The organism is Brevibacterium zhoupengii, from assembly GCF_021117425.1.
Taxonomy (GTDB): domain Bacteria; phylum Actinomycetota; class Actinomycetes; order Actinomycetales; family Brevibacteriaceae; genus Brevibacterium; species Brevibacterium zhoupengii.
Genome location: NZ_CP088298.1, coordinates 1622892 through 1642739, shown reverse-complemented (window position 1 = coordinate 1642739; position 19848 = coordinate 1622892). Strand labels below are relative to the sequence as shown.

14 protein-coding genes are annotated in these 19848 nt (G+C 62.0%); 8 read left to right on the top strand and 6 right to left on the bottom strand.

What is annotated here, in order from left to right; translation table 11 throughout:
* Positions 1-15 precede the first annotated feature (15 nt).
* Positions 16-1632, top strand: a complete 1617-nt coding sequence (locus LQ788_RS07465; protein WP_096158527.1) for a nuclease-related domain-containing DEAD/DEAH box helicase — start codon at positions 16-18, stop codon at positions 1630-1632.
* A 40-nt stretch (positions 1633-1672) separates the two neighbouring features.
* Here LQ788_RS07465 and LQ788_RS07460 read toward each other — a convergent pair whose 3' ends face one another.
* Positions 1673-2644, bottom strand: a complete 972-nt coding sequence (locus LQ788_RS07460; RefSeq protein ID WP_096158526.1) for an NADPH:quinone oxidoreductase family protein — start codon at positions 2642-2644, stop codon at positions 1673-1675.
* Positions 2645-2860: 216 nt separating this feature from the next.
* Between LQ788_RS07460 and LQ788_RS07455 the strand changes: the two genes are divergently transcribed.
* Genes LQ788_RS07455 through LQ788_RS07440 form a run of 4 tightly spaced genes read left to right on the top strand, consistent with a single transcriptional unit; the run spans position 2861 to position 7694 of the window.
* Entirely contained in the window at positions 2861-3895 is a 1035-nt protein-coding gene (locus LQ788_RS07455) for a phosphotransferase family protein (RefSeq protein ID WP_096160494.1), read from the top strand.
* The gene (locus LQ788_RS07450; protein ID WP_231446277.1) at positions 3892-4719 is read left to right on the top strand and encodes an SDR family oxidoreductase; all 828 of its coding nucleotides are present in this window, start codon (positions 3892-3894) and stop codon (positions 4717-4719) included. Before LQ788_RS07455 ends, LQ788_RS07450 begins: the two co-directional genes overlap by 4 nt.
* The gene (locus LQ788_RS07445; RefSeq protein WP_231446275.1) at positions 4703-5908 is read left to right on the top strand and encodes an acyl-CoA dehydrogenase family protein; all 1206 of its coding nucleotides are present in this window, start codon (positions 4703-4705) and stop codon (positions 5906-5908) included. Before LQ788_RS07450 ends, LQ788_RS07445 begins: the two co-directional genes overlap by 17 nt.
* Before the next feature lie 55 nt (positions 5909-5963).
* On the top strand, positions 5964-7694 hold the full coding sequence (locus tag LQ788_RS07440) for a class I adenylate-forming enzyme family protein (RefSeq protein ID WP_231446273.1): 1731 nt from the start codon (positions 5964-5966) through the stop codon (positions 7692-7694).
* 148 nt (positions 7695-7842) lie between these two features.
* On the opposite strand, the gene LQ788_RS07435 is transcribed toward LQ788_RS07440, so the two are convergent.
* From LQ788_RS07435 to LQ788_RS07425, 3 genes are all read right to left on the bottom strand, one after another.
* Positions 7843-9036, bottom strand: a complete 1194-nt coding sequence (locus LQ788_RS07435; protein WP_231446272.1) for a hypothetical protein — start codon at positions 9034-9036, stop codon at positions 7843-7845.
* 74 nt (positions 9037-9110) lie between these two features.
* On the bottom strand, positions 9111-11723 hold the full coding sequence (locus LQ788_RS07430) for an AAA family ATPase (RefSeq protein WP_231446270.1): 2613 nt from the start codon (positions 11721-11723) through the stop codon (positions 9111-9113).
* Positions 11720-12853: a metallophosphoesterase family protein gene (locus tag LQ788_RS07425; protein WP_231446268.1), complete on the bottom strand. Its 1134-nt coding sequence runs from the start codon at positions 12851-12853 to the stop codon at positions 11720-11722. Before LQ788_RS07425 ends, LQ788_RS07430 begins: the two co-directional genes overlap by 4 nt.
* 210 nt (positions 12854-13063) lie before the next feature.
* Between LQ788_RS07425 and LQ788_RS07420 the strand changes: the two genes are divergently transcribed.
* The 3 genes from LQ788_RS07420 to LQ788_RS07410 are packed head-to-tail and all read left to right on the top strand — an operon-like array spanning position 13064 to position 17145.
* The gene (locus LQ788_RS07420; RefSeq protein ID WP_231446266.1) at positions 13064-13891 is read left to right on the top strand and encodes an ABC transporter ATP-binding protein; all 828 of its coding nucleotides are present in this window, start codon (positions 13064-13066) and stop codon (positions 13889-13891) included.
* Positions 13892-13941: 50 nt separating this feature from the next.
* The gene (locus tag LQ788_RS07415) at positions 13942-14997 is read left to right on the top strand and encodes an ABC transporter substrate-binding protein (RefSeq protein WP_231446264.1); all 1056 of its coding nucleotides are present in this window, start codon (positions 13942-13944) and stop codon (positions 14995-14997) included.
* A 3-nt stretch (positions 14998-15000) separates the two neighbouring features.
* A complete protein-coding gene (locus LQ788_RS07410) occupies positions 15001-17145 on the top strand; it encodes an iron ABC transporter permease (RefSeq protein WP_231446261.1) in 2145 nt (714 codons plus the stop codon).
* 76 nt (positions 17146-17221) lie between these two features.
* Here LQ788_RS07410 and LQ788_RS07405 read toward each other — a convergent pair whose 3' ends face one another.
* Together LQ788_RS07405 and LQ788_RS07400 are read right to left on the bottom strand one after the other, a co-directional pair.
* Positions 17222-18583, bottom strand: a complete 1362-nt coding sequence (locus tag LQ788_RS07405) for an SLC13 family permease (RefSeq protein ID WP_231446260.1) — start codon at positions 18581-18583, stop codon at positions 17222-17224.
* A 70-nt stretch (positions 18584-18653) separates the two neighbouring features.
* Entirely contained in the window at positions 18654-19787 is a 1134-nt protein-coding gene (locus LQ788_RS07400; protein ID WP_231446259.1) for a PrpF domain-containing protein, read from the bottom strand.
* Between the last annotated feature and the right edge of the window lie 61 nt (positions 19788-19848).

Sequence of the window (19848 nt, the reverse complement as noted above, 5' to 3'; positions counted from 1 at the left end):
GGTTAGTCTCGAGCTATGGTCACACTGATCCCGCAGCAGCCTGATTTCAATGGTTCCACCGCCGAGGCGGCAGTGTGGAATGCTCTGTGCGAGCAGCTTCCTGAGGACGCGACGATGGTACACGGCCAACGCCTGACCGGAGACGACAAGGACGTCGAAATCGACATCCTGGTGCTCTGGCCCGGTTTCGGAATCGCCGTCATCGAGGTCAAGGGCGGTCGAGTCAGCGTCGAGGACGGTCGTTGGATCACTCAGGATGCTCAAGGTCACCGCAATCGACTCAAGGTCTCCCCTCTTGAGCAGGCGATGGTCGCCAAACACACTCTCGTGGACTATCTGCATTCGCGGGTCTCAACCTTGCCCGGGCCCATCAGCCATCTTGCGGTGCTGCCTTACACTCAGCTGCCCCAGGGCTGGGATCAGCCGGACGCGCTCCGAGGCCAGCTCATCGACTCCACTCAGCTCGACTCAATCGCCGGTGCCATCTCAACCCAGCTGAGGTACGACTTCACCCCTGAGCGCGACAACATCTCGATTCCGCACGAGTTCGTCCTCAAGAACCTGCGTCGGACGAACCAAGCGGTGGAGAACGTCAGCCTCAGGGCCACGGAGATCTCCGACCGCGCCGATGAGCTCAGCCGGGAGCAGGCGAAGCTCATCAGCATTCTGCGGCATCAGAACCGGGCCGAGATCAGCGGCGGTGCCGGAACCGGGAAGACCTACCTGGCACTCCTCAAGTCCCAAGCGCTGACTCGCGAGGGCAAACGAGTCGCCCTCATGTGCTATTCCCGCGGCCTGGGCCGGTTCCTTCAGCTCTTCACCGCCCAATGGCCCGAAGAGGATCGCCCCGCCTACGTGGGCCTGTTCCATGACCTGCCGATCTCGTGGGGAGCTGCACCCGGCAGCGACGACGATTCCGAGTACTGGGAGCACCACCTGCCGCGCCAGCTCAAAGACCTCGCCGATGAGCGCCCGCGGAAGAATCTCTTCGACGCGATCGTCATCGACGAGGGTCAGGACTTCAGCCTCCTGTGGTGGGAAGCCGTCCAATCGTGTCTGCGCAATCAAGTCGACGGCACACTCTACGTCTTCACCGATGAACGGCAGCGGATCTTCGGCCGGGAGGGCGCATCACCGATCACGATGAACCCGATCCAGCTCGATGAGAACCTGCGCAACTCCGAGCAGATCGTAGCCGGCTTCGCCGATCTCGCCCTCGACCCGCCGATTCCTCGCAACGGTCCCGGCGAGGAGATCGACTGGGTCGAAACGGACCTCGAGTCAGCGCTGGCCGAGGCAGACGGGCAGGTCGAGTCCCTCATGGATGCCGGCTGGAACCCCGATGACATCGCATTGCTCACCACGGGCAGCAGACATCCCGAGCAGCGATCGATCGTCGAGACCGAGGGCACGTCGGCCTACTGGGACCAGTTCTTCGCCACCGAAGACGTCTTCTACGGCCACGTGCTCGGTTTCAAGGGCCTCGAACGTCCCGTCGTCGTCCTCTGCCTCAACGGTTTCCGTGATCCTGACCGGGCAGTGGACATGCTCTACGTCGGCATGTCGAGAGCGACGACGAAACTCGTGGTCGTCGGCGATATGAGTGCCTTCGACCAGATCTACGAAAACTGAGCACAGCCTCGGCGGACCGACGGCCTATTACCTGCTGGGCCTACTCCCCCTTGAGTTTGAGCAGCACCTTGCCCCGCACGCTGCGGGAGTCGAGTTCGCCGATGGCCTTCGCAGCATCGCTGAGCGGATGGGTGGCGTGGATCGCGGGGTTGAGCTTGCCTGCCGCGACGTATTCGGCGATCGCATCCCACTGTTCCGCGATGTATCCCGGTCGTTCGCGCGTCGCCGCACCCCAAGCCACGCCGTCGACTGAGATGTTCTTCAGCAGCAGACGGTTGACCTTGACCGAGGGAATCTCACCGGCGGTGAATCCGAGGACCAGGAGTCGACCGTAGGGAGCAAGAACACGGGTCGAGTCGGTGAAGCGGTCCCCACCGACCGGGTCGAAGACATAGTCGACCCCCTTCGGGTAGATCTCCTTGGCCGCGTCCTTGAAGCCCTCGGCCATGACCACATGCGTGGCACCGAGCTCTCGCACGGTCTCGGCCTTGGCCTCGGTCGAGACCACGCCGATGACTTCGAGTCCCATGGCCAGCGCCAGTTGGACCGTGGCCGAGCCCAGCCCTCCTGCGGCTCCGTGGACGAGGATGGACTGCCCTGCCTGTGCCTGCGCGCGCAGTCGCAGTGCAAAGTCGGCGGTGAGCACGTTCATCGGCATTCCTGCAGCATGGGCCAGACTCACGTCATCGGGCACGGGAACGGTCTGCTCGTCGCTGACAACCATGTACTCGGCGAAGGATCCTTTTCCAGGGATTGCCGCGACCCGGTCACCGACGGAGAACCGAGAGCCCTCACCGGCTTCGACGACGATGCCGGCTGCTTCGGAGCCGAGGACGAAGGGAAGTTCGTGCTTGGTCTGGTACATGCCACGGGTCTGCAGCAGCTCTGGGAAGGTCACGCCTGCGTAGGCGACCTCGACGAGGACTTCTCCGGGTCCAGGACTCGGACGGTCCACCTCGGCGATCTCGACGTCCTGGGGTCCGGTCAACGCGGCAACGCGAATGGCTCTCATGATTTCCTCACTGTCGGCGAATGCTCTGGGGGTGACCGGTTCATAGCGCTCTCATCGGCAACGATGCTTTCGTCGCAGGGCCAGCGCCATTCCGCGTCACTTATTCATGCCTATCACATCCGACGGTGACCGGCATCACGATTTCAGCTTGACTCGCACGCCCGGGTTGAATACTGTAAATGAAACTGAACGATTGTTCACTTGGGAGGGTCAAAGTTGACCAGTGCACCTGCAGGGTTTGACGCCGAAACGATCGGTCGATGGATCAAAGACAAGTTCGGAGTCGAGGACTTCGAGGTCGAAGTCATGTCCATCGGACGCTCGAATCTCACGTTCACGATCATGGTCGACGGGCTTCCCCGGTGGGTTCTTCGGCGCCCGCCGTTGGGCCATACAGGTGGCAGCGCTCATAACGTCGCCCGTGAGGGCCGCATCATGGCAGCGCTGGGCGACAGCAGCGTCCCGGTCCCCCACATCGTCGAGATCGTCGACGATCCAGAGGTCCTTGACGTCCCGTTCGTCTTCATGGACCACTGCCCCGGCTTCGCCATCAACACCCCCGCCGATTGGGCGCGCATCCCCGAGGGACCTGGCCCTGATGACAAGCGGTCGTGTGCATTCGGCATGGTCGATACGCTGGCGGCCATCCATCGCGTCGACATCGACGAGGTGGGCCTTGGCGATCTGCGCCGCGACGGTGGTCTCATCGAACGTCAATTGCGACGCTGGCTCGGTCAGGTCGAGCAGATATCGATGCGTGACACCCCGATCATCCACGAGGTCCACGACGCTCTCGCCGAGCGGATGCCCGACCCGGCAGGCAGTCCTGTCGGTCTGGCCCACGGCGACTACAAACCCAACAACATGATCTTCGCCCCCGAGGGCACGGTCAATGCCGTCGTCGACTGGGAGCTCACGGCAGTAGGCGAGGTGCTCACCGACCTCGGCTACTTCATCGCCATGCTCTCCGTGCCCGAGAAGTACACAAGCATCTGGGTCCCTACCCCGGAGCTGGGATTCCCCGAGCCTGCTGAACTCATCGACCGCTACCAGGAAGTCAGCGGCCATGAGGTCCACGACGTCGGGTACTACGAGGCGTTCGCCATGTGGAAGCTCGCATGCATCCGTGAGGGCGTCTACACCCGGTTGGTCACCGGCAAGATGGGTGACCTCGACCTTGATCCCGAAGCCGCCGGCGCCGGAGTCGAAGACCTCGCCCGCCAGGCGATGACACTGTTGGAGAAGGCATGAGTACCCTCGCAGACACCAGGGCCATCGTCACCGGAGCCGCCGGCGGCATCGGTGCCGCCCTTGCCGCAGAACTGATCTCCCGCGGTGCCACCGTCGTCCTCGCCGACCTGTCTGAGACCGTGACCGACACTGCTGCCGAGCTCGGCACCGGGGCACATTCGTGGGTCGGGGATGTGTCCGCAGTGGCAGGAATCGACGAGCTCATCGCCTTCGCCGACGACCGCCTCGGCGGAGTGGATATGTACTTCGCCAATGCCGGCATCATCGGACCACCCGATCTGGGCAGTTCTGATGCCGACTGGGACACGGTCATCGACGTCAACCTGCGCGCCCACATCCGCGCTGCCCAAGCCCTCATCCCCCGTTGGAAGGAGGCCGGTGCAGGACATTTCGTCGCCACCGCCTCGGCGGCGGGACTGCTCACTCAGATCGGATCGGCGGCCTACAGCGTGACCAAGCACGCCTCGGTCGGCTTCGCCGAATGGCTGGCACTGACCTACCGCGACGATGGCATCCGAGCCTCGGTCATCTGCCCGATGGGAGTGGACACGGACCTGCTGCGGGCAGCGGGATCGGCTGGACCAGCCCAGAGCGCTGTCACGGAGGCCGGCACTGTGCTGGCTCCCGCCGAGGTTGCGACGATCGCCCTCGACGCCGTCGAGGCCGAACAGTTCCTCATCCTCCCCCATCCCGAGGTGCTCGACATGTACCGCATGAAGGGCAGCGACTACGACCGCTGGCTCAAGGGCATGAGCCGCTATCAGAATCGACTCAACGAACAGAACCGACTCAACGAGGAGACCACACATGCTGGAAACGACTGAACGCGGCCGCGACTACCAGGAGCGCCTGAAAAAGTTCATGGACGGCTTCGTCTACCCCGCGGAGTCCGTCTATGCCGAGCAGATGGCAGCGGCAGGCAGCCCTCACTCTCAGCCGCAGATCCTCGAGGACCTCAAGGCCGAGGCAAAGAGTCAGGGACTGTGGAACCTCTTCCACCCCGATCCCGAGTGGGGACCAGGGCTGACGAACCTCGAGTACGCTCCCCCGGCCGAAATCACCGGACACAGCATCGAGATCGCCCCCGAATCCATCAACTGCAATGCCCCGGATACCGGCAATATGGAGGTCTTCACTCGCTTCGGCACCGACGAGCAGAAGGAGATGTATCTCCAGCCGTTGCTCGACGGGACGATCGCCTCGGCGTTCGCCATGACCGAGCCCGCCGTCGCCAGCTCCGATGCCACCAATGTCGAGATGCGCATGGACGCCACGGATGACGGATTCGTCCTCAACGGCCGCAAGTGGTTCGCCTCCAATGGCATGCACCCCAACTGCCGTGTCCTCATCGTCATGGGCAAGACCTCCCCCGACGCCGAGGTGCATCGCCAACAATCGATGCTCGTCGTACCGATCGATGCCCCCGGTGTGACCGTGGTGCGTAACCTGCCCGTCTTCGGATACCACGATCGGGAGGGCCACGCCGAGATCACCTTCGACAACGTCCACGTCCCGGCCAAAGACATCCTCAAGGGCGAAGGTGAGGGCTTCGCGATCAGCCAGGCCCGACTGGGACCGGGACGCATCCATCACTGCATGCGCGCGATCGGTGCGGCCGAACGAGCACTGGAACTCATGGTCAAACGCGCCGAGTCGCGCGTGACCTTCGGTGAGAAGCTGTCCTCGCGGGCGAACATCCAGGACTGGATCGCTGAGGCCAGGATCGAGATCGATCAGGCCCGTCTGCTGACACTGCACGCGGCAGACATGATGGACAAGCACGGCAACAAGGTCGCGAAGAACGAGATCGCCGAGATCAAGGTCGTCGCTCCGGCGATGGCGCTGAAGATCATCGACCGCGCAATCCAGGTCCACGGCGGCGCCGGTGTCACCGAGGACTTCCCACTGGCCAGCATGTGGGCGCACATGCGAACGCTGCGATTGGCCGATGGTCCCGATGAGGTGCACAAGCGCTCAATCGCTCGCAACGAGATGAAGAAGTACCGCAAGTAGTCCGGCACCACCACAGCCTGTTCGACATCCATTCAATGATGAAGGAAGCGAAGCAATGAGCACTTGGTTCGACACCCGCCCTTGGCTGAACACCTGGGGCGACCTGATCACCGAGCCCCGCACCTTGGACAAGTCCACGACACTTGCGGACTTGGCGGCGACAGTTGCCGCCCGCGGCGAGGCGGAGGCACTCAACTACTACGGATTCACACTGACCTGGTCGGACTTCGACCGGTACTCCACGGCCTTCGCCGCGTACCTGTCCGAACAGGGCATCGTCTCCGGTGATCGGGTCGGCATCTACGACCAGAACACCCCGGCGTTCATGATCGCCACGTACGGCATCTGGAAGGCGGGCGGTACCGTCGTTCCGCTCAATCCGATGTATCGCGGGGAGCTCGAACACATCTTCGCCGACGCCGAGGTGAAGGGGCTGATGGTCTCAAAGGCGGCGTTCCTGGACCGGGTGGCTCCGTACGCCGAGAACATCCCGGTCGTCGTGCTCAGCGATGACCGCAGCTTCCAGACCGAAGGTCCCGATTCGATCTTCGCGATGTTCGACGCCCTTCCCGGCACTCCCGGTCAGAGTCCGGGTGCCGGTGAGGTTCCCGACCGGCCGGACTTCCAGGCTGTCGTCGAATCTCACCTCGATGTGGACTTCACCCCGGCGACTCCGACTCCCGAGGATGAGGCGATTGTCGTCTACACCTCGGGCACGTCCGGCAAGGCGAAAGGTGCCTCTGGCACTCATGCCTCTGTGTCGAGCAACTCCCGATACTGCCTGCGGACCCCGACCTTCGAGGCCGGAGACGGATTCCTCACTCTGGCACCGATCTTCCACATCACCGGCTTCATCTGCCAGTTCATTGCGGGCGTCGCCGGCGGTGCCCGTCTGATCCTCAACTACCGGTTCGAACCGACTGCGTTCCTCGAACTGATCCTCAGAGAACAGCCGACATACATGGCCGGGCCGGCCACTGTCTATACCGCGATGCTTGCTCATCCGGCCGTCACTCCAGCTCACTTTGCGCCGTTCAAACGGATGATGTCGGGTGGCGCACCACTGCCCGAAGGCCTGGTCAACAAGTTCGAAGAGAAGGCCGGCATCTACATCGGACAGGGGTACGGACTGACCGAGACCTGTGCTCAGGCTGCGATCGTGCCCCCGGGAATGAGAGCTCCGGTCGACCCCGACAGCGGCAATCTCTCCTGCGGTCTGCCACAGCCGGACACGATGATCCGCATCCTCGACGACCTCGGTGAGCCGCTGGGGCCCAATGAGATCGGCGAAGTCGCGATCTCGGGACCGGAGGTCGTCTCCGAATACATCAACAATGCCAAGGCCACCTCGGAGCAGATCCCCGACGGTGAGCTGCGCACCGGTGACGTCGGCTATATGAACGACGAAGGATGGCTGTTCATCGTCGACCGGAAGAAGGACATGATCAATGCGTCCGGCTTCAAGGTGTGGCCCCGCGAGGTCGAGGATGTCCTCTACACGCACCCGGCCATCCAGGAAGCCGCCGTCGTCGGCATTCCCGACGAGTATCGGGGCGAGAGCGTCGCTGCGTTCGTCACTCTGCAGCCGGGTCCTGAAGCGGACACGGTCAGCGAAGACGAGATCGTCGCCTTCTGCCGGGAGAAGCTGGCCTCGTACAAGGCACCGCGTCAGGTGACGATCATCGACGAGCTGCCGAAGACGAGCTCCGGCAAGGTCCTGCGCCGCACGATTCGCGCCGATGCCGTGGCTGCGGCACAGGAGGCGAAGGCCAGCGCAGGTGAGTGAGTCGGGAGCCGCCAGCACGCTGCCAATGATGTCAGCCGGTCACGGCCGTTGCGTCTGCTCGACGCGGCGGCCGTGTCTGTTTGGGCAGACCGTCTGTCGGAGCCGAATGCCTGATCACAGACATGAGAAAAGTAAAAACATGAAAGTTTCACTCGTCGGGAGAAACCCATTCATAGTTTCTAGCTATATCGTGAACCACTCTGTTCAATTCGTTTTCCAGACTCTGCCGCTTCGAGGCCTCATAAATAGAATGAAACACAGAGAACGACGCACAGATACCGAGAGCACGCACCCACCACTCCTTCCCTCGCCCAGATTCAATTAATGCATAGTAGATCTTGCAAGAATACACGCAAGGAAATTTTCCCAGAACAAATAACGGCGTAAAAAATAAAATGCACAATACAATAAAATTACCAACGACGACGCGAGCATCCGAGGCCCCCAAAAACAGTCCTACAGAAAATGAAGCCGAAACAAGAATGGAACAAAACAGCAGAAAAGCCCAAAATGCAATCTTCAAAACGCTACCACCAGGATAGAATGTATTAAAATAACACCCTGCCTTAACCGCCAGAATAATCATAAATAATTCAATGGTCATCAATATTGCGAAATAGGAAATTGCAGCGGCTAGTGAGAGGCCAAGTATTCCCAGGTAGAAAAAATACAACAAGATGAAGAGAGAGTACACACACAACGGAAAACCGTAGAGGGAGTACCAGCGCGCCCGTACTGAAGTAGATATCCCAGATAATCTACGAAAGTATTCCCCAGCCTGTCGTTCAAGTTTTCTATTTTGCTCCAGGCGCCTCTCAGGGCCGACTGTTCTAAGACCAGCCAAAGCACCACAAACCAGAAACCCGGTGATCGCAGGAATAATAATAATCGGTGAAATACGCAGCCACTCCGACTGACTGTCGATCCACCCGAGAACTATTGACACAACTGCCGCCAGGCAAAGCGAGGAAAGCCCAATATTATAGATTGAGGAAGCTGTTGCTAGCGCCTCAATTTCCCTTGACTCACCTTTCATGGCGCCCTTATATCTACTGGAAGCATGCACATACAGCGCTATACCTCCTGCGATAAGACCAAGAAATACCGTGACAGACAAGGCGTCTTTATCGCCTATATGATGAGCAGCTTCAGTCATTATATTCAGACTCGAGAGCCATATGGAACTCGGATCAAAGTCGGAGGTCTTGCCTATAGATTTAATTAGAGAATAAACGTATCCAAATACGAAAAAAGTGAGAAAAGACAGCATTGCCGAAGCAGCATACATGGCCCACACTTGCTTGATCGGTCGGTGACGCTTAACCGATTTCCATTCCGCCATAGTTGGTTCTCCTGCACTCCCTCTTCGCTAAGTCATCTCGCTTTGTCTGAGTTCTAGGTCTGCCGCGGGAGCGATTAAGTCAGGCTGACCGTCTTCGCGCCGCCGAGGCGGGCGAAGCGGTCTGGCTGGCAGGTGAGCAGGATGACCTGAGCGCTCTGGCCGACAGTGCCCAGGATGACGTTGAGAGCGTTGAGGCGCTCGGCATCGGCGAAGCCGAAGGCATCATCGAGGACGACCGGCGCCCCAGAGTCGGTGTCGACGAGTGTCGCCACTGCGAGTCTGCCGATGAGCGCCAATTGTTCCTTCGTCCCGCCCGATAGTGATTCGAAGGGAACTGTCTGTTCGTTGAGGGTTCTTGAGACGATTTCGAGGTCTTCGGAGACTTCAACCGACAGTCCCTGTCCGAAGACCAGTCGGCCAAGGCGTTCGATCTGCTCTTTGAAGGGAGCGACGTACTTCCGCTGGGATTCTTCCTTGTGTTTGAGGACAGTGGTGCGCAGCAGATTGATTGCCGCTGCCTGACGGCTCAGTCTCGCCTGCTTCTTCCGTGCCGATTCCATTGTCTCTTCGGCGGCCGCGAGTTTTTCGTAGATGCCTTCGCTGGCGCGGTCGTCGATGAGCGCCGACAAGCGGTCGACCTCCTGCCGAACTTCTTCTCGCTGAGTCTCCTTGCTGCCGACGAGCTGGCGCACGTTCTGCAGCTGCATCTCCAAGGTCTCGGGGTCGGCAGCCTGGTAGTCGACTCGGGCCTCTTCGACTCGAGTGCTCACACTCTCCGCTTGTGACCGGGCAGTCTTCACTGCTTCATCCAGGCCGGCATCTGTGGCGATTTTTCGTGCCTCGGTCAGGGTGTTCGTCAGGCGCTGATGCTGAGCCTCGGCCTCTTTCAAACTGGTCTGTGCTCGAACGGTTTCCACTCGTGCGTCATCTCGACTCGTGCGAGTGCGTTCGAGCTCGATTCGTGCGGTATCCACCTCAGACTGAGCAGTCTCGGCGTTCTTCTCGGCCTCGGTGACAGCGGCTTCGAGGTCGTTGAGATTGCTCTCGTCTGCGCGGCTGTCTGGGTCGGTTCCGTCTGCCTCGACGATCTGCTGTGCCCTGGCCAGTGCGGCTTCAAGCGTGTCTCGCCTGTCGTCTCCGAGGAGCACTATGAGAGTCGAATCGGCCTCTGCCTTGACTGCCTCGGCGTCCGCACGCACATGTGCTCTCTGCCGTGCCTGAGCCACGGAGTCGACGTCGAGACGCTGCAGCTCAGCGTCGAAGGCTTGCCGCGCCGAGGTCAGTGCTTTGTCCAGCTCGACAGGTGATGCCCCTGGGCGCACGGTGATGTCGGCGATGCCGTCGATCGTGATTCGCACATCCTTGACCGCGGCGAATTCTCCAGTCTCACCGTCACCCAGCGCGGTTCCATCGACGTCTATGGGCTGCGAGCCAAGTTGCTTCGCGACGATCTGTGCCGCTGCGGAGGTCTTCGCGTTCTCCGCGATCCGCACCTCTGTCTCAAGTGAGATCAGCGCTTCAACGTCCTTGGCAGTGACCGCAATCGATGCGATCGTCGCCTGTGCCCGGCTCTTCTTCTCATCATGGTCACGTATGGTGTCGAGTCGGCGGGTGAGTTCGGTGAGTTCAGTGCGGGCACGTGCCTTGGTCACGTCTTTGGCTGCAGTCTTCGCCAGGGCCCGTGCTTCGTCGAGTGCGTTCTGCTTCTCTTCGAGGATCTTCTGTGCGCGATCGAAGTCTGAATCCTTGTCACTCTGCGTCGTCTCAAGCTCAGTGAACGAGGTTCGCGCAGCGGTCACGGCTTCTTCGGCTGCGGCGACATCCTCGATGAGCTGTGTGCGTCGGTCCAGAGTTTCCCGGGCGATCTGTTCGTCGCGTTGCGCCGACTTCGCCTGTTCCAGTGCCTGATCGAGCACTGCTTTGAGTTCGGCCACCGCCTTCGCTGCTTGTTCAGCTTCGTCACGGTCGGTCACGGCCTGTGTCAGTTGGTCACGGATCGATTCGAGGCGTGCTGCGGCTCGGGCGTGGTTGTCGACGAGCTCGTCCATCCCGCGGCTGCGTTCACGCAGTTCTTCGAAGGCGGCTTCGGCACTCGGGACTTCGGCATTTGCGGTCTTGAAGTCTCCCGTCTCTTTGCCAGACTTGGTGAAGTACTTCGCGTATTCGACCTCGATCCGGTCAAGGAAGTCGTCATGGTCGGCGACCTCGACGCCCGATTCGTTGAGCGCACTGTGAAGTGCCTTGATCTGCGCCAGCGGCGCCTGTGCCAGGCTCTCTCCCTGTGCCACATCGAGAGCGTCGAGGAGATCCACGTCGACGGTCTCGGCGAGGATCGCGAGGAACCGATCATGAGCATCATCACTGCTGAGCTGTTCGGGCCTGGGCTTGATGACGCTGAGTTCGGTGAAGGGCTGTTTGATCCACCGCTTTCGGTACTTGAGCTCGTAGTCCCCGGTGCTCAGATGCAGTTCCACCTCGGGTCCGGCATCGACCCCGACGGGTTGGGTCTCTTTGACACTGGCCTTGCGTGAGCTCGCTTTGTCTTCGCGCAGATGGGTGATGGCCTCATGGATTGAGGATTTGCCGACCTCGTTGGGCCCTTCGACCACGGTGACGCCATCGCCGAATTCGACGCGGGAGTCCGCGATTCCGCGGTAGTTGCGCAGGTGGATGGAATGGAATTTCATGATCCGCTCCTCGCAAATCGGTACAGCAGCCCCAACGCGTCCTGTGCCGCTTCGGCAGCTGAGTCCTCACCTGTCGCGGATTCCGCCAGTTGGTCGAGCGTTTCCTGCAGGTATCCGCTCAAGCCCAGGCCGGCGAAGTCTTCATCGCCGGCGACCACGGCAATATCCGTGTGTCGTTCCCACAAAGACACCAACGCGAATAGGTCTTGGGCGTGGTCGAGGACCTCGTCGAGTCGCGATTTCGTCGCCGTGGACAGGGTGCCATTGAGGATGAGCCACACGGCGGTGCTGTCCTTGTCAGGAATGTCGTTCAGGCGCTGCTCGAGGTGGGTGACGTCCTCATCAGAGTTCACGTCCTCGTCGACGACGAGGTAGGACCAGCGTCCGATGTGCACCTTCTCCACTGAGCTCACATGGGTCTGCGGGTCGATGTCGACGAGGAGGATGTTGCCGGGGTCGTTTTCACGCCGGGAGGTTACTTCCGGTGCGCCGGGATACCAGATTCGGTCAGTGACGGAATAGGTCGCGTGCCGGTCACCGAGCGCGACGAACTGGGCTCTGTCTTCTCGCAGCACGGATCTGAGGTTGTCTGTGTCGATCGTGGCCAGAGATTCCCGATCGGGGTCCAGGGTGCTCACGGCACCGTGACCGGCGATGATGCGGACCTTGCCCGGGGCCACCTCGGCGAGGTTCTGTGTTGCCTGGGCGACGAGGTCACCTTGGGGACGTTTCGAAAACCATGGGGCACCGACGATCTCGACTCCCGGGATGACCTCGAACGGTTCGCTGTCACGCAGAACGTGGACGTGATCGGGCTGACGCGAAGTGAAGGCCGGAGAGTCGTAGATGGAAGCGGCATCAAGGGGGTCGTGGTTGCCCGGCAGCAGTACGACGGGCACGGTGAAAGCGTTGAAGACTTCGAAGGTGCGGGAGACGATCGCACGGTCGAGCTGGTTGGACTCGAACACATCACCGCAGACGAGGACGAATTCGCAGGACTGCGCGGCAGCGATCTCACCGATGCGTTTGACGGCGTCGAGGCGGGCACGGTGAAACCGCGGACGGGCTTCGGCACTGAGATAGTGCGCCGTCATGCCCAGCTGCCAGTCTCCTGTGGCGACGAATCTCATGGGTTCCTCCTTGGCTCTCCCCCATCCTATGTATGCACACCCACCCTATGGCGGGGCACTGACATGGAATGTGAGGCGGGTCATGTTCGCGGGGTGGGTCGGCAGAAGTTCAGCTAGCCTCGCAGGTCCCGCGGGCCTCCGCCGCCGAAATTTGTCACCCAGCCCACCCTTACTTAGGTTAGGCTATACATTGTGAACGCAAATGGGACGATGAACTCCACTGAACTGCACGCCTCGGGCCTGCATTTGGGCTACGATCGCATGCCGGTCGTCCATGATGTGTCCGTCTCGATCACTCCCGGTCGAGTCACGGCGCTCATCGGGCCCAACGGCAGCGGCAAATCGACTGTGCTGCGGTCCCTGTCCCGTCTGCATCCCATCACCTCCGGCGACGTCAGCGTCGAATTCGCCGGCACGGTCACTCCGACAACCGCACTCTCGGCACGCGAATTCGCCCGCACGGTGACTTTGCTTTCCCAGTCCCGACCGCATCCTTCCGGGCTGAGTGTGCGCGAGATCGTCGCGTTCGGTCGCCACCCGCACCGGCGCCGCTTCGCCTCCCTCACCGATGCCGACAGGGCCGCCATCGACAAGGCACTCGATCTGACCGGCACAGACTCGATGGCAGAGCGTTCCGTCGATCAGCTCTCCGGTGGCGAGCTCCAGCGTGTCTGGCTGGCCACCTGCCTTGCCCAGGAGACAGGGGTCCTGCTGCTCGACGAACCGACGAACCACCTCGACCTGCGCTATCAGGCCGAGATTCTCGACCTCATGCGCGATCTCGCCGACGATCACGGAACGGCCGTCGGCGTCGTTCTCCACGATCTCAATCATGCCGCCGCCGTCGCCGATGACATCGTCCTGCTCAGCCAGGGCCGAGTCAGGTCCGCGGGCACCTGCGAAGAGGTACTCACCGCCGAGGTGCTCACCGAGGTCTACGATCTGCCGATCCGCACACTCGTCGATGAGGACACCGGGATGGTGCGCATCGAGGCACTGCCGCGACGCCGCCGTCGCACCCTCGCCGCGGCCTCCTGACTTCTTCACTGAACTACCACCATTTCACCTCTCAAGAAAGTGATACCTCTGTGACAACTCCGCCCTCTGCACGTCCGCGCAAGCCCCTGTTCGTCCTCGCTTCCCTCTCCGCCGTCTGCGCCCTCGCGCTGTCTGCCTGCGGCACAACGGGCACTGACGCTTCAGCCGATGACAAGAACTCCGAGTCGACCTCCGAAGCATGTGCTGACGACTCGAGCACCACCTCGGCGGACCCGGTCTCCGTCAAGGACGACACCGGCCACGAGATCAAACTCGACAAGCCTGCATCTACGGTCGTCTCACTCGAATGGCAGTACACCGAGGATCTCCTCTCCCTGTGCGTCGATCCTGCTGCTGTCGCCGATGCGAAGGGCTTCACCACCTGGGATACGGCGGAAAAGCTGCCGGAAGGCGTCACCGACGTCGGCACCCGGCAGGAGCCGAACGTGGAGTCGATCCTCTCTGCCAACCCGGATCTCGTCATCATGGAGACAACGTCCCGTGACGACAAGATCGTCGGCCAGCTCGAGGACCAGGGCATCCCTGTCATGGCGATGACCGGCGCAAACGGCAAGGACCCGATCGCCTATATGAAGGACACCTTCTCCACTGTCGCCGAGGTCACCGGCCGCGGCGAGCGCGCCGAGACTGTCCTGTCGGACTTCGATGCGAAGGTTGAGGAGTCGAAGAAGGCGCTCGAATCCGCCGACCTCGAAACCAAGGAATTCGTCTACTTCGATGGCTGGGTCAACGGCTCCAATGTGGCCTTGCGTCCCTTCGGCCAGGGATCGCTCTTCGGTGAACTCGGAGAGGAGCTGGGATTGGAGAACGTGTGGACCGGCGAGGTCGATCCCGCATACGGACTGGGCCAGACAGACATCGAGGGCATCTCGAAGGTCGGCGACGCGAACTTCTTCTACACCGGCACCGATGACCCCGAGTCCGAGGACTATGTCGAGCTCCTGAAGAAAAACGACATCTGGTCCAATATCCCTGCAGTCAAGGACAAGCGCACATACCCGTTCCCGTCCGGGATCTGGACCTTCGGTGGGCCCAAGTCCTCCGAGCAGGCCCTCGACGCCTACGTTGAGGCTCTGACCAAATAGTCCATGAGTTCTCCCGCACCCACGACCAGGCCCACGACAGCCTCGGCGAGCCCCCGGACACCCCAGGAACCCACCACACCAGCACGGGGCGTGGGGATCGTCAGCACTCTCTCGGCCACCGGTATCTTGCTCGGTCTGATCATCGTCCTTGCCCTGCTCTCCGCGTGGCACATCACGCAGGGCACATCGGGGATCGGCTTCCGGGATCTGCTCGCGGCTGTGACCGGGTCCGCGTCCTCCCCCGCCGAGGCGGGCCCGAGCGCCCGTGACATCCTCATCGGATCCCGGCTGCCGCGCGTGGGTGCGGGGATACTCGTCGGGGCCGCCCTCGGCGTTGCCGGTGCGCTGTTCCAATCATTGGCTCGCAACCCGCTGGCCTCACCGGACACCCTTGCCGTCACTGGCGGTTCGTACTTCGCGGTCACCGTGGTCACGGCCTTCGGCATCGCGATCCCGGTGTGGGCCTCCGGAGGCGTTGCCTTCATCGGCGGCTTACTCGCGGCAGCTCTGGTCCTCGGACTTGCCGGTGGCGCGGCGTCATCGACGACCCGCCTCGTGCTCGCCGGCACCGCGACCGCCTTGGCGTTGCAGGCGGGCACCTCGACCCTGCTCATTCTGTTCCAAGAGGAGACGACGAGTCTCTACTCGTGGGGTTCAGGCACCCTCAATCAGCTCGACGGGACCGCCGCGATCCGCAGCATTCCCGTCCTCGTCGTCATCATAGCCGCCGCAATCCTGCTCTCACGACGCCTGGATCTGCTCAGCCTCGGCGACGATGCCGCCTCTGTCCTCGGTGTGCCGATCCGATCGACCCGTGCGATCGGGGTTCTGCTCGCCGTCATCCTCACCGCCACTGCCGTGACCTTGGCCGGACCGATCGGCTTCGTCGGACTCTGTGCCCCGGTCATCGCCCGCCTGCTGGCCCGCCTGGTGCCGGTGCTGGGAAAGCATGCGGTGATGATCCCGGCCACGGCTCTCATCGGTGCGATCATCGTCATCCTGGCTGACGCCGTGCTGCGCGCCATCGTCGGGGCCACCGAGGCGATCACTCTTCCTTCGGGTGTGACGACGACCGTGCTCGGTGCGATCGTTCTCGTCCTGCTGGCGCGTTCTATGCGTTCCTCGGGCCCCGCGCAGGCGACGTCGGCGGCTAAGTCACGGGTGCACAGCCCACGTCACGCGGTGCTTGTCATCGTCGTCTGCACAGTGCTGCTCATCGTGGTTGCGACCCTCGGGCTGCTCACCGGGGAACGGTTCTACCTCCTCGGCGATGTGATGCTGTGGATGAAGGACCAGGCGGCGCCAGTGATCTCCTTCGCCTTCGACTCCCGGGCTCCACGCGTGGCCGCCGCACTTGCCGCCGGTGCCGCCCTCGGACTGTCGGGAACATTTGTCCAGGCCAGCGCCCGCAACCCGTTGGCTGAGCCGGGCCTGCTCGGCATCACCGGCGGCGCCGGGCTTGGTGCCGTCATCGTCATCACCCTTGTTCCCGGCGCCACCGTCGTACTGATCTCAAGTGCGGGGGTCGCTGGTGCGCTCGTGGCCTTTGCCATCGTCTACGGACTCTCCTGGCGCGGCGGGATGAACACCGACAGGCTCGTGCTCATCGGCATCGGCATGTGGTTCGGCTTCACCGCCCTGACCACTCTGTTCCTCGTTCGTGCGAACCCGTGGGACACACCGACCCTCTTCACCTGGCTCTCCGGGTCCACCTACGGCCGAGTCTGGGCCGATGTCGCACCCGTGACGCTGGTCCTTCTCATAGCGATCCCTCTGGCCTTCGTCTGGACGCGCGAGCTGGATCTGCTGGCACTCGATGACGATACGCCGAGGTTGGTCGGAGTTCCGCGTGAACCCGTGCGTCTGGGCGTGCTCGTCACCGCCGCTGTGCTTGCCGCGGTCAGCGTCTCTGCTGTCGGGGTGGTCGGGTTCATCGGTCTCGTCGCCCCGCACGCTGCCAGGGCACTGGTTGGCAATCGACACGCCAGAGTGGTTCCGACGGCTATGCTCCTCGGCGCCCTTGGGCTTGTCGTCGCCGACGCATTGGGCCGCACGGTCATCGCTCCTGCGCAGATTCCCGCCGGTCTCATCGTCGCCCTCATCGGCGCCCCCTACTTCGTGTACCTGCTGGCACGCTCGAAGGCGTGAGCGAACGCAGCTGACCGGTGGGCGCTTGCAGCGCTCACCGGTCAGTTGGCGAACTCGTCAATTGGCGAAGCGCACCTCACATGATGCCGGTGGGAACCAGCAGAGCCCACGACAGCAGCGGCGCACTGAGTACGACGAAGCCCGCGTAGATCATCAGATCGCGCCAGATGGTCTTCGCCTCTTTGCCCTGTGTATTCGCAATGATCAGTGCGCCGTCCGTCGAGAACGGGGAGACATCGACGATGGTTGCAGACACCGCGAGTGCGGCCATCACTGCCGTCGCACTGAGATCACTCTGTTCCAGCAGTGGAATCGACAGCGGAATCAGGGCCGTCAGCAGCGCCGTCGAGGAAGCGAAGGCCGAGCTGATGCCGATCACATAGCAGAGGACCACTGCGACGAGGAGCGGCGCTCCGATGGCCACGGCCATCTTCGACAACGAGTCGATGACACCGGCGTGGGTGAGCAGGCTGACGTAGACGATCATGCCCGAAACGAGGAGGACGGTTGACCATGAGATTCCAGAGACCAGTCCCTCAGTGTGCTTCAGTGAGGTAAAGGCCAGCACCAGGCCGCAGGCGAGCGCGAGGAACCCGATCGGCAGTTCGAATCCGACGGCGCCGATGACCATGACACCGATGAGGGCGATGGTCAGCCACACGTGGCCGGTCATTCGCGAGGTCACGGTCGGCGCATGTGTCGCCACTGCGACGCCGGCCCCCTGCCCACTGCCTGCAGCCGAGCCGCCCGTCGAATCCGGTCGCATCGGCGAGGAGTCGGGTGCGGGCGAGCCGGAGCCGGTGTTGAAATCGTCTGGCTCAGGCCATGTGCGCAGACGCTTGAGCGCCTTCATCACGACGACGGTGAGGATTGTGACGATCAGGTTCACGACGTAGGCGGCGACGAAGAGCGCACCAGCATCGATGTCGAAGCCGTTGGATTCTGCAATGTCACGAACGATGTTTCCCGAGACCGAGATCGGCGAGAAGCCGCCGGCATGAGCACCGTTGATGACCATGGCTGCCATGACGACGCCGCTGTAGCCCGTCGTCGCGCAGAAGCCCATGGCTGCCGGCGCCAGCAGCGCCACCGCTGCCGGAGAGAACGTGCCCAGAGCAGTGAGCAGAGAGGAGATCACGAAGAAGATCCAGGGCACGACGTTGATGCGCCCATGCACTGCGCGGATCGCGAGATCGACGAGGATCTTGATCGTCCCATTCTTCTGAGCAATGCTGAAGAAGAAGGTCACACCAACGATCGTCAGGACGATACTTGCCGGAAACTCCTCAAGTATCTCCTTGTCGTCCATGCCGAACACGAAGGTTCCGAAGGCGAATGCGGCGACAAGGCCCATGATTCCGATGTTGATCGGCCACTTCGTCGCGGCGATGAACATCACCACCAGCACCACAAGCATAAGAATTTGAATCATCGTCATTGGTGTTCCTCCAACTTCATTGTCAGCTGATCTTCATTGAGAAGACTCAGGGTGTCCGTGTTTTGGTCGTTCAGCCGACCATGGGGAGATCGATGTCGGCATTCGCAATTCGTCTGGCCACTCGCCTCACTCCGAGACGTGCTACGTGTCCGAGTTCGTCGAGCTGAACCTGGCAGGATATGACTCCGACAGGAGTGCCGATGCGGATGGAGATCTCTCGGGTGCCATCGACGGGTGAGAGCACGTCGTCGGCGATGATGGAATTGACCAGGCTGTCTTCGACGAAGGCATCTCTGGCCAGTGCGATCGCCGAGGTGATTCCGATCGCTGGATGCGGATCGAACATCGACACCATCCGAGCAGAGATGTCATAGGCTTCGGCCGGGATCTTCTCCCCGGAGATGGCTGTGTAGTCTGCCGGCGCCGCAACCAGCCCGACTTTGGGAACGGCAGGGCTCGGCACCTCGTCCTCGGCAGAGAGCCCCATGGCTACCGACGCAGCAGACCGGATGGCGATGAGCTCGCCCAGCCGCAGACGCGTTTCGGCTACCGATTCGGTTCCAGTCATGCCCAGCTCTGCAGCCTTGACGAAGCATGCGGGGGCACCGGCATCGATGCAGCTGGCCCCGACGAAGTCGTCGGCGATCGCCAGCTGGGTCATCGCGCCACCGGTCGGAAGCAGTTCCCCAGTGGACGCACCGTCGACGTTTTCGAAGAAGACGTTGACGGGCACACCGGGCATCGACGAGCCGGGGATCGTCTCAGCACCATTCGACGGAATCTTCTTGTCCGGTGTTGCGACATCGGCGACGAGGACCGATCGTGTGTTCTCATTGACCATCCGCACCTGGGTGATCTCACCCTGCGGGCGGACCAGTCCGTTCTGAATCGCGTAGAGCGCCACGGCTGAGGCGCAGTTGCCGCAGTTCGACGTGAACTCGACCCCAGACGCTCCGATCCCGACCTGCGCGAACAGATAGCTGATGTCGATGCCGGGAATCGCGGAGGGTGAGATGACGGCAGCCTTCGATGTCGTCGACGAAGCGCCGCCCACACCGTTGAGCTGACGCTCGTCGCCGGATCCGAATGCCGCGACCAGGGCCTGAGCTATGCCCGCCCTGTCGGCGGGCATCTCGTCATTGGCAAACAGCCAGCACTTGGACGTTCCGCCTCTGTACCACTGGCCGTGGAGCTGATGAGCCACTCGTGTCTCCTTGTTCCCTCGCCGCTGTCTGCGACGACAGGAATCAAGTTTCCACATCGAC

What these genes read in the sequence shown, in the direction of transcription:
- LQ788_RS07410 (WP_231446261.1), top strand. Translation starts at nt 15,001, where the DNA reads ATGAGTTCTCCCGCACCCACGACCAGGCCCACGACAGCCTCGGCGAGC.
- LQ788_RS07425 (WP_231446268.1), bottom strand. Translation starts at nt 12,853, where the DNA reads ATGAGATTCGTCGCCACAGGAGACTGGCAGCTGGGCATGACGGCGCAC.
- LQ788_RS07420 (WP_231446266.1), top strand. Translation starts at nt 13,064, where the DNA reads ATGAACTCCACTGAACTGCACGCCTCGGGCCTGCATTTGGGCTACGAT.
- LQ788_RS07430 (WP_231446270.1), bottom strand. Translation starts at nt 11,723, where the DNA reads ATGAAATTCCATTCCATCCACCTGCGCAACTACCGCGGAATCGCGGAC.
- LQ788_RS07445 (WP_231446275.1), top strand. Translation starts at nt 4,703, where the DNA reads ATGCTGGAAACGACTGAACGCGGCCGCGACTACCAGGAGCGCCTGAAA.
- LQ788_RS07435 (WP_231446272.1), bottom strand. Translation starts at nt 9,036, where the DNA reads ATGGCGGAATGGAAATCGGTTAAGCGTCACCGACCGATCAAGCAAGTG.
- LQ788_RS07450 (WP_231446277.1), top strand. Translation starts at nt 3,892, where the DNA reads ATGAGTACCCTCGCAGACACCAGGGCCATCGTCACCGGAGCCGCCGGC.
- LQ788_RS07460 (WP_096158526.1), bottom strand. Translation starts at nt 2,644, where the DNA reads ATGAGAGCCATTCGCGTTGCCGCGTTGACCGGACCCCAGGACGTCGAG.
- LQ788_RS07440 (WP_231446273.1), top strand. Translation starts at nt 5,964, where the DNA reads ATGAGCACTTGGTTCGACACCCGCCCTTGGCTGAACACCTGGGGCGAC.
- LQ788_RS07465 (WP_096158527.1), top strand. Translation starts at nt 16, where the DNA reads ATGGTCACACTGATCCCGCAGCAGCCTGATTTCAATGGTTCCACCGCC.
- LQ788_RS07405 (WP_231446260.1), bottom strand. Translation starts at nt 18,583, where the DNA reads ATGACGATGATTCAAATTCTTATGCTTGTGGTGCTGGTGGTGATGTTC.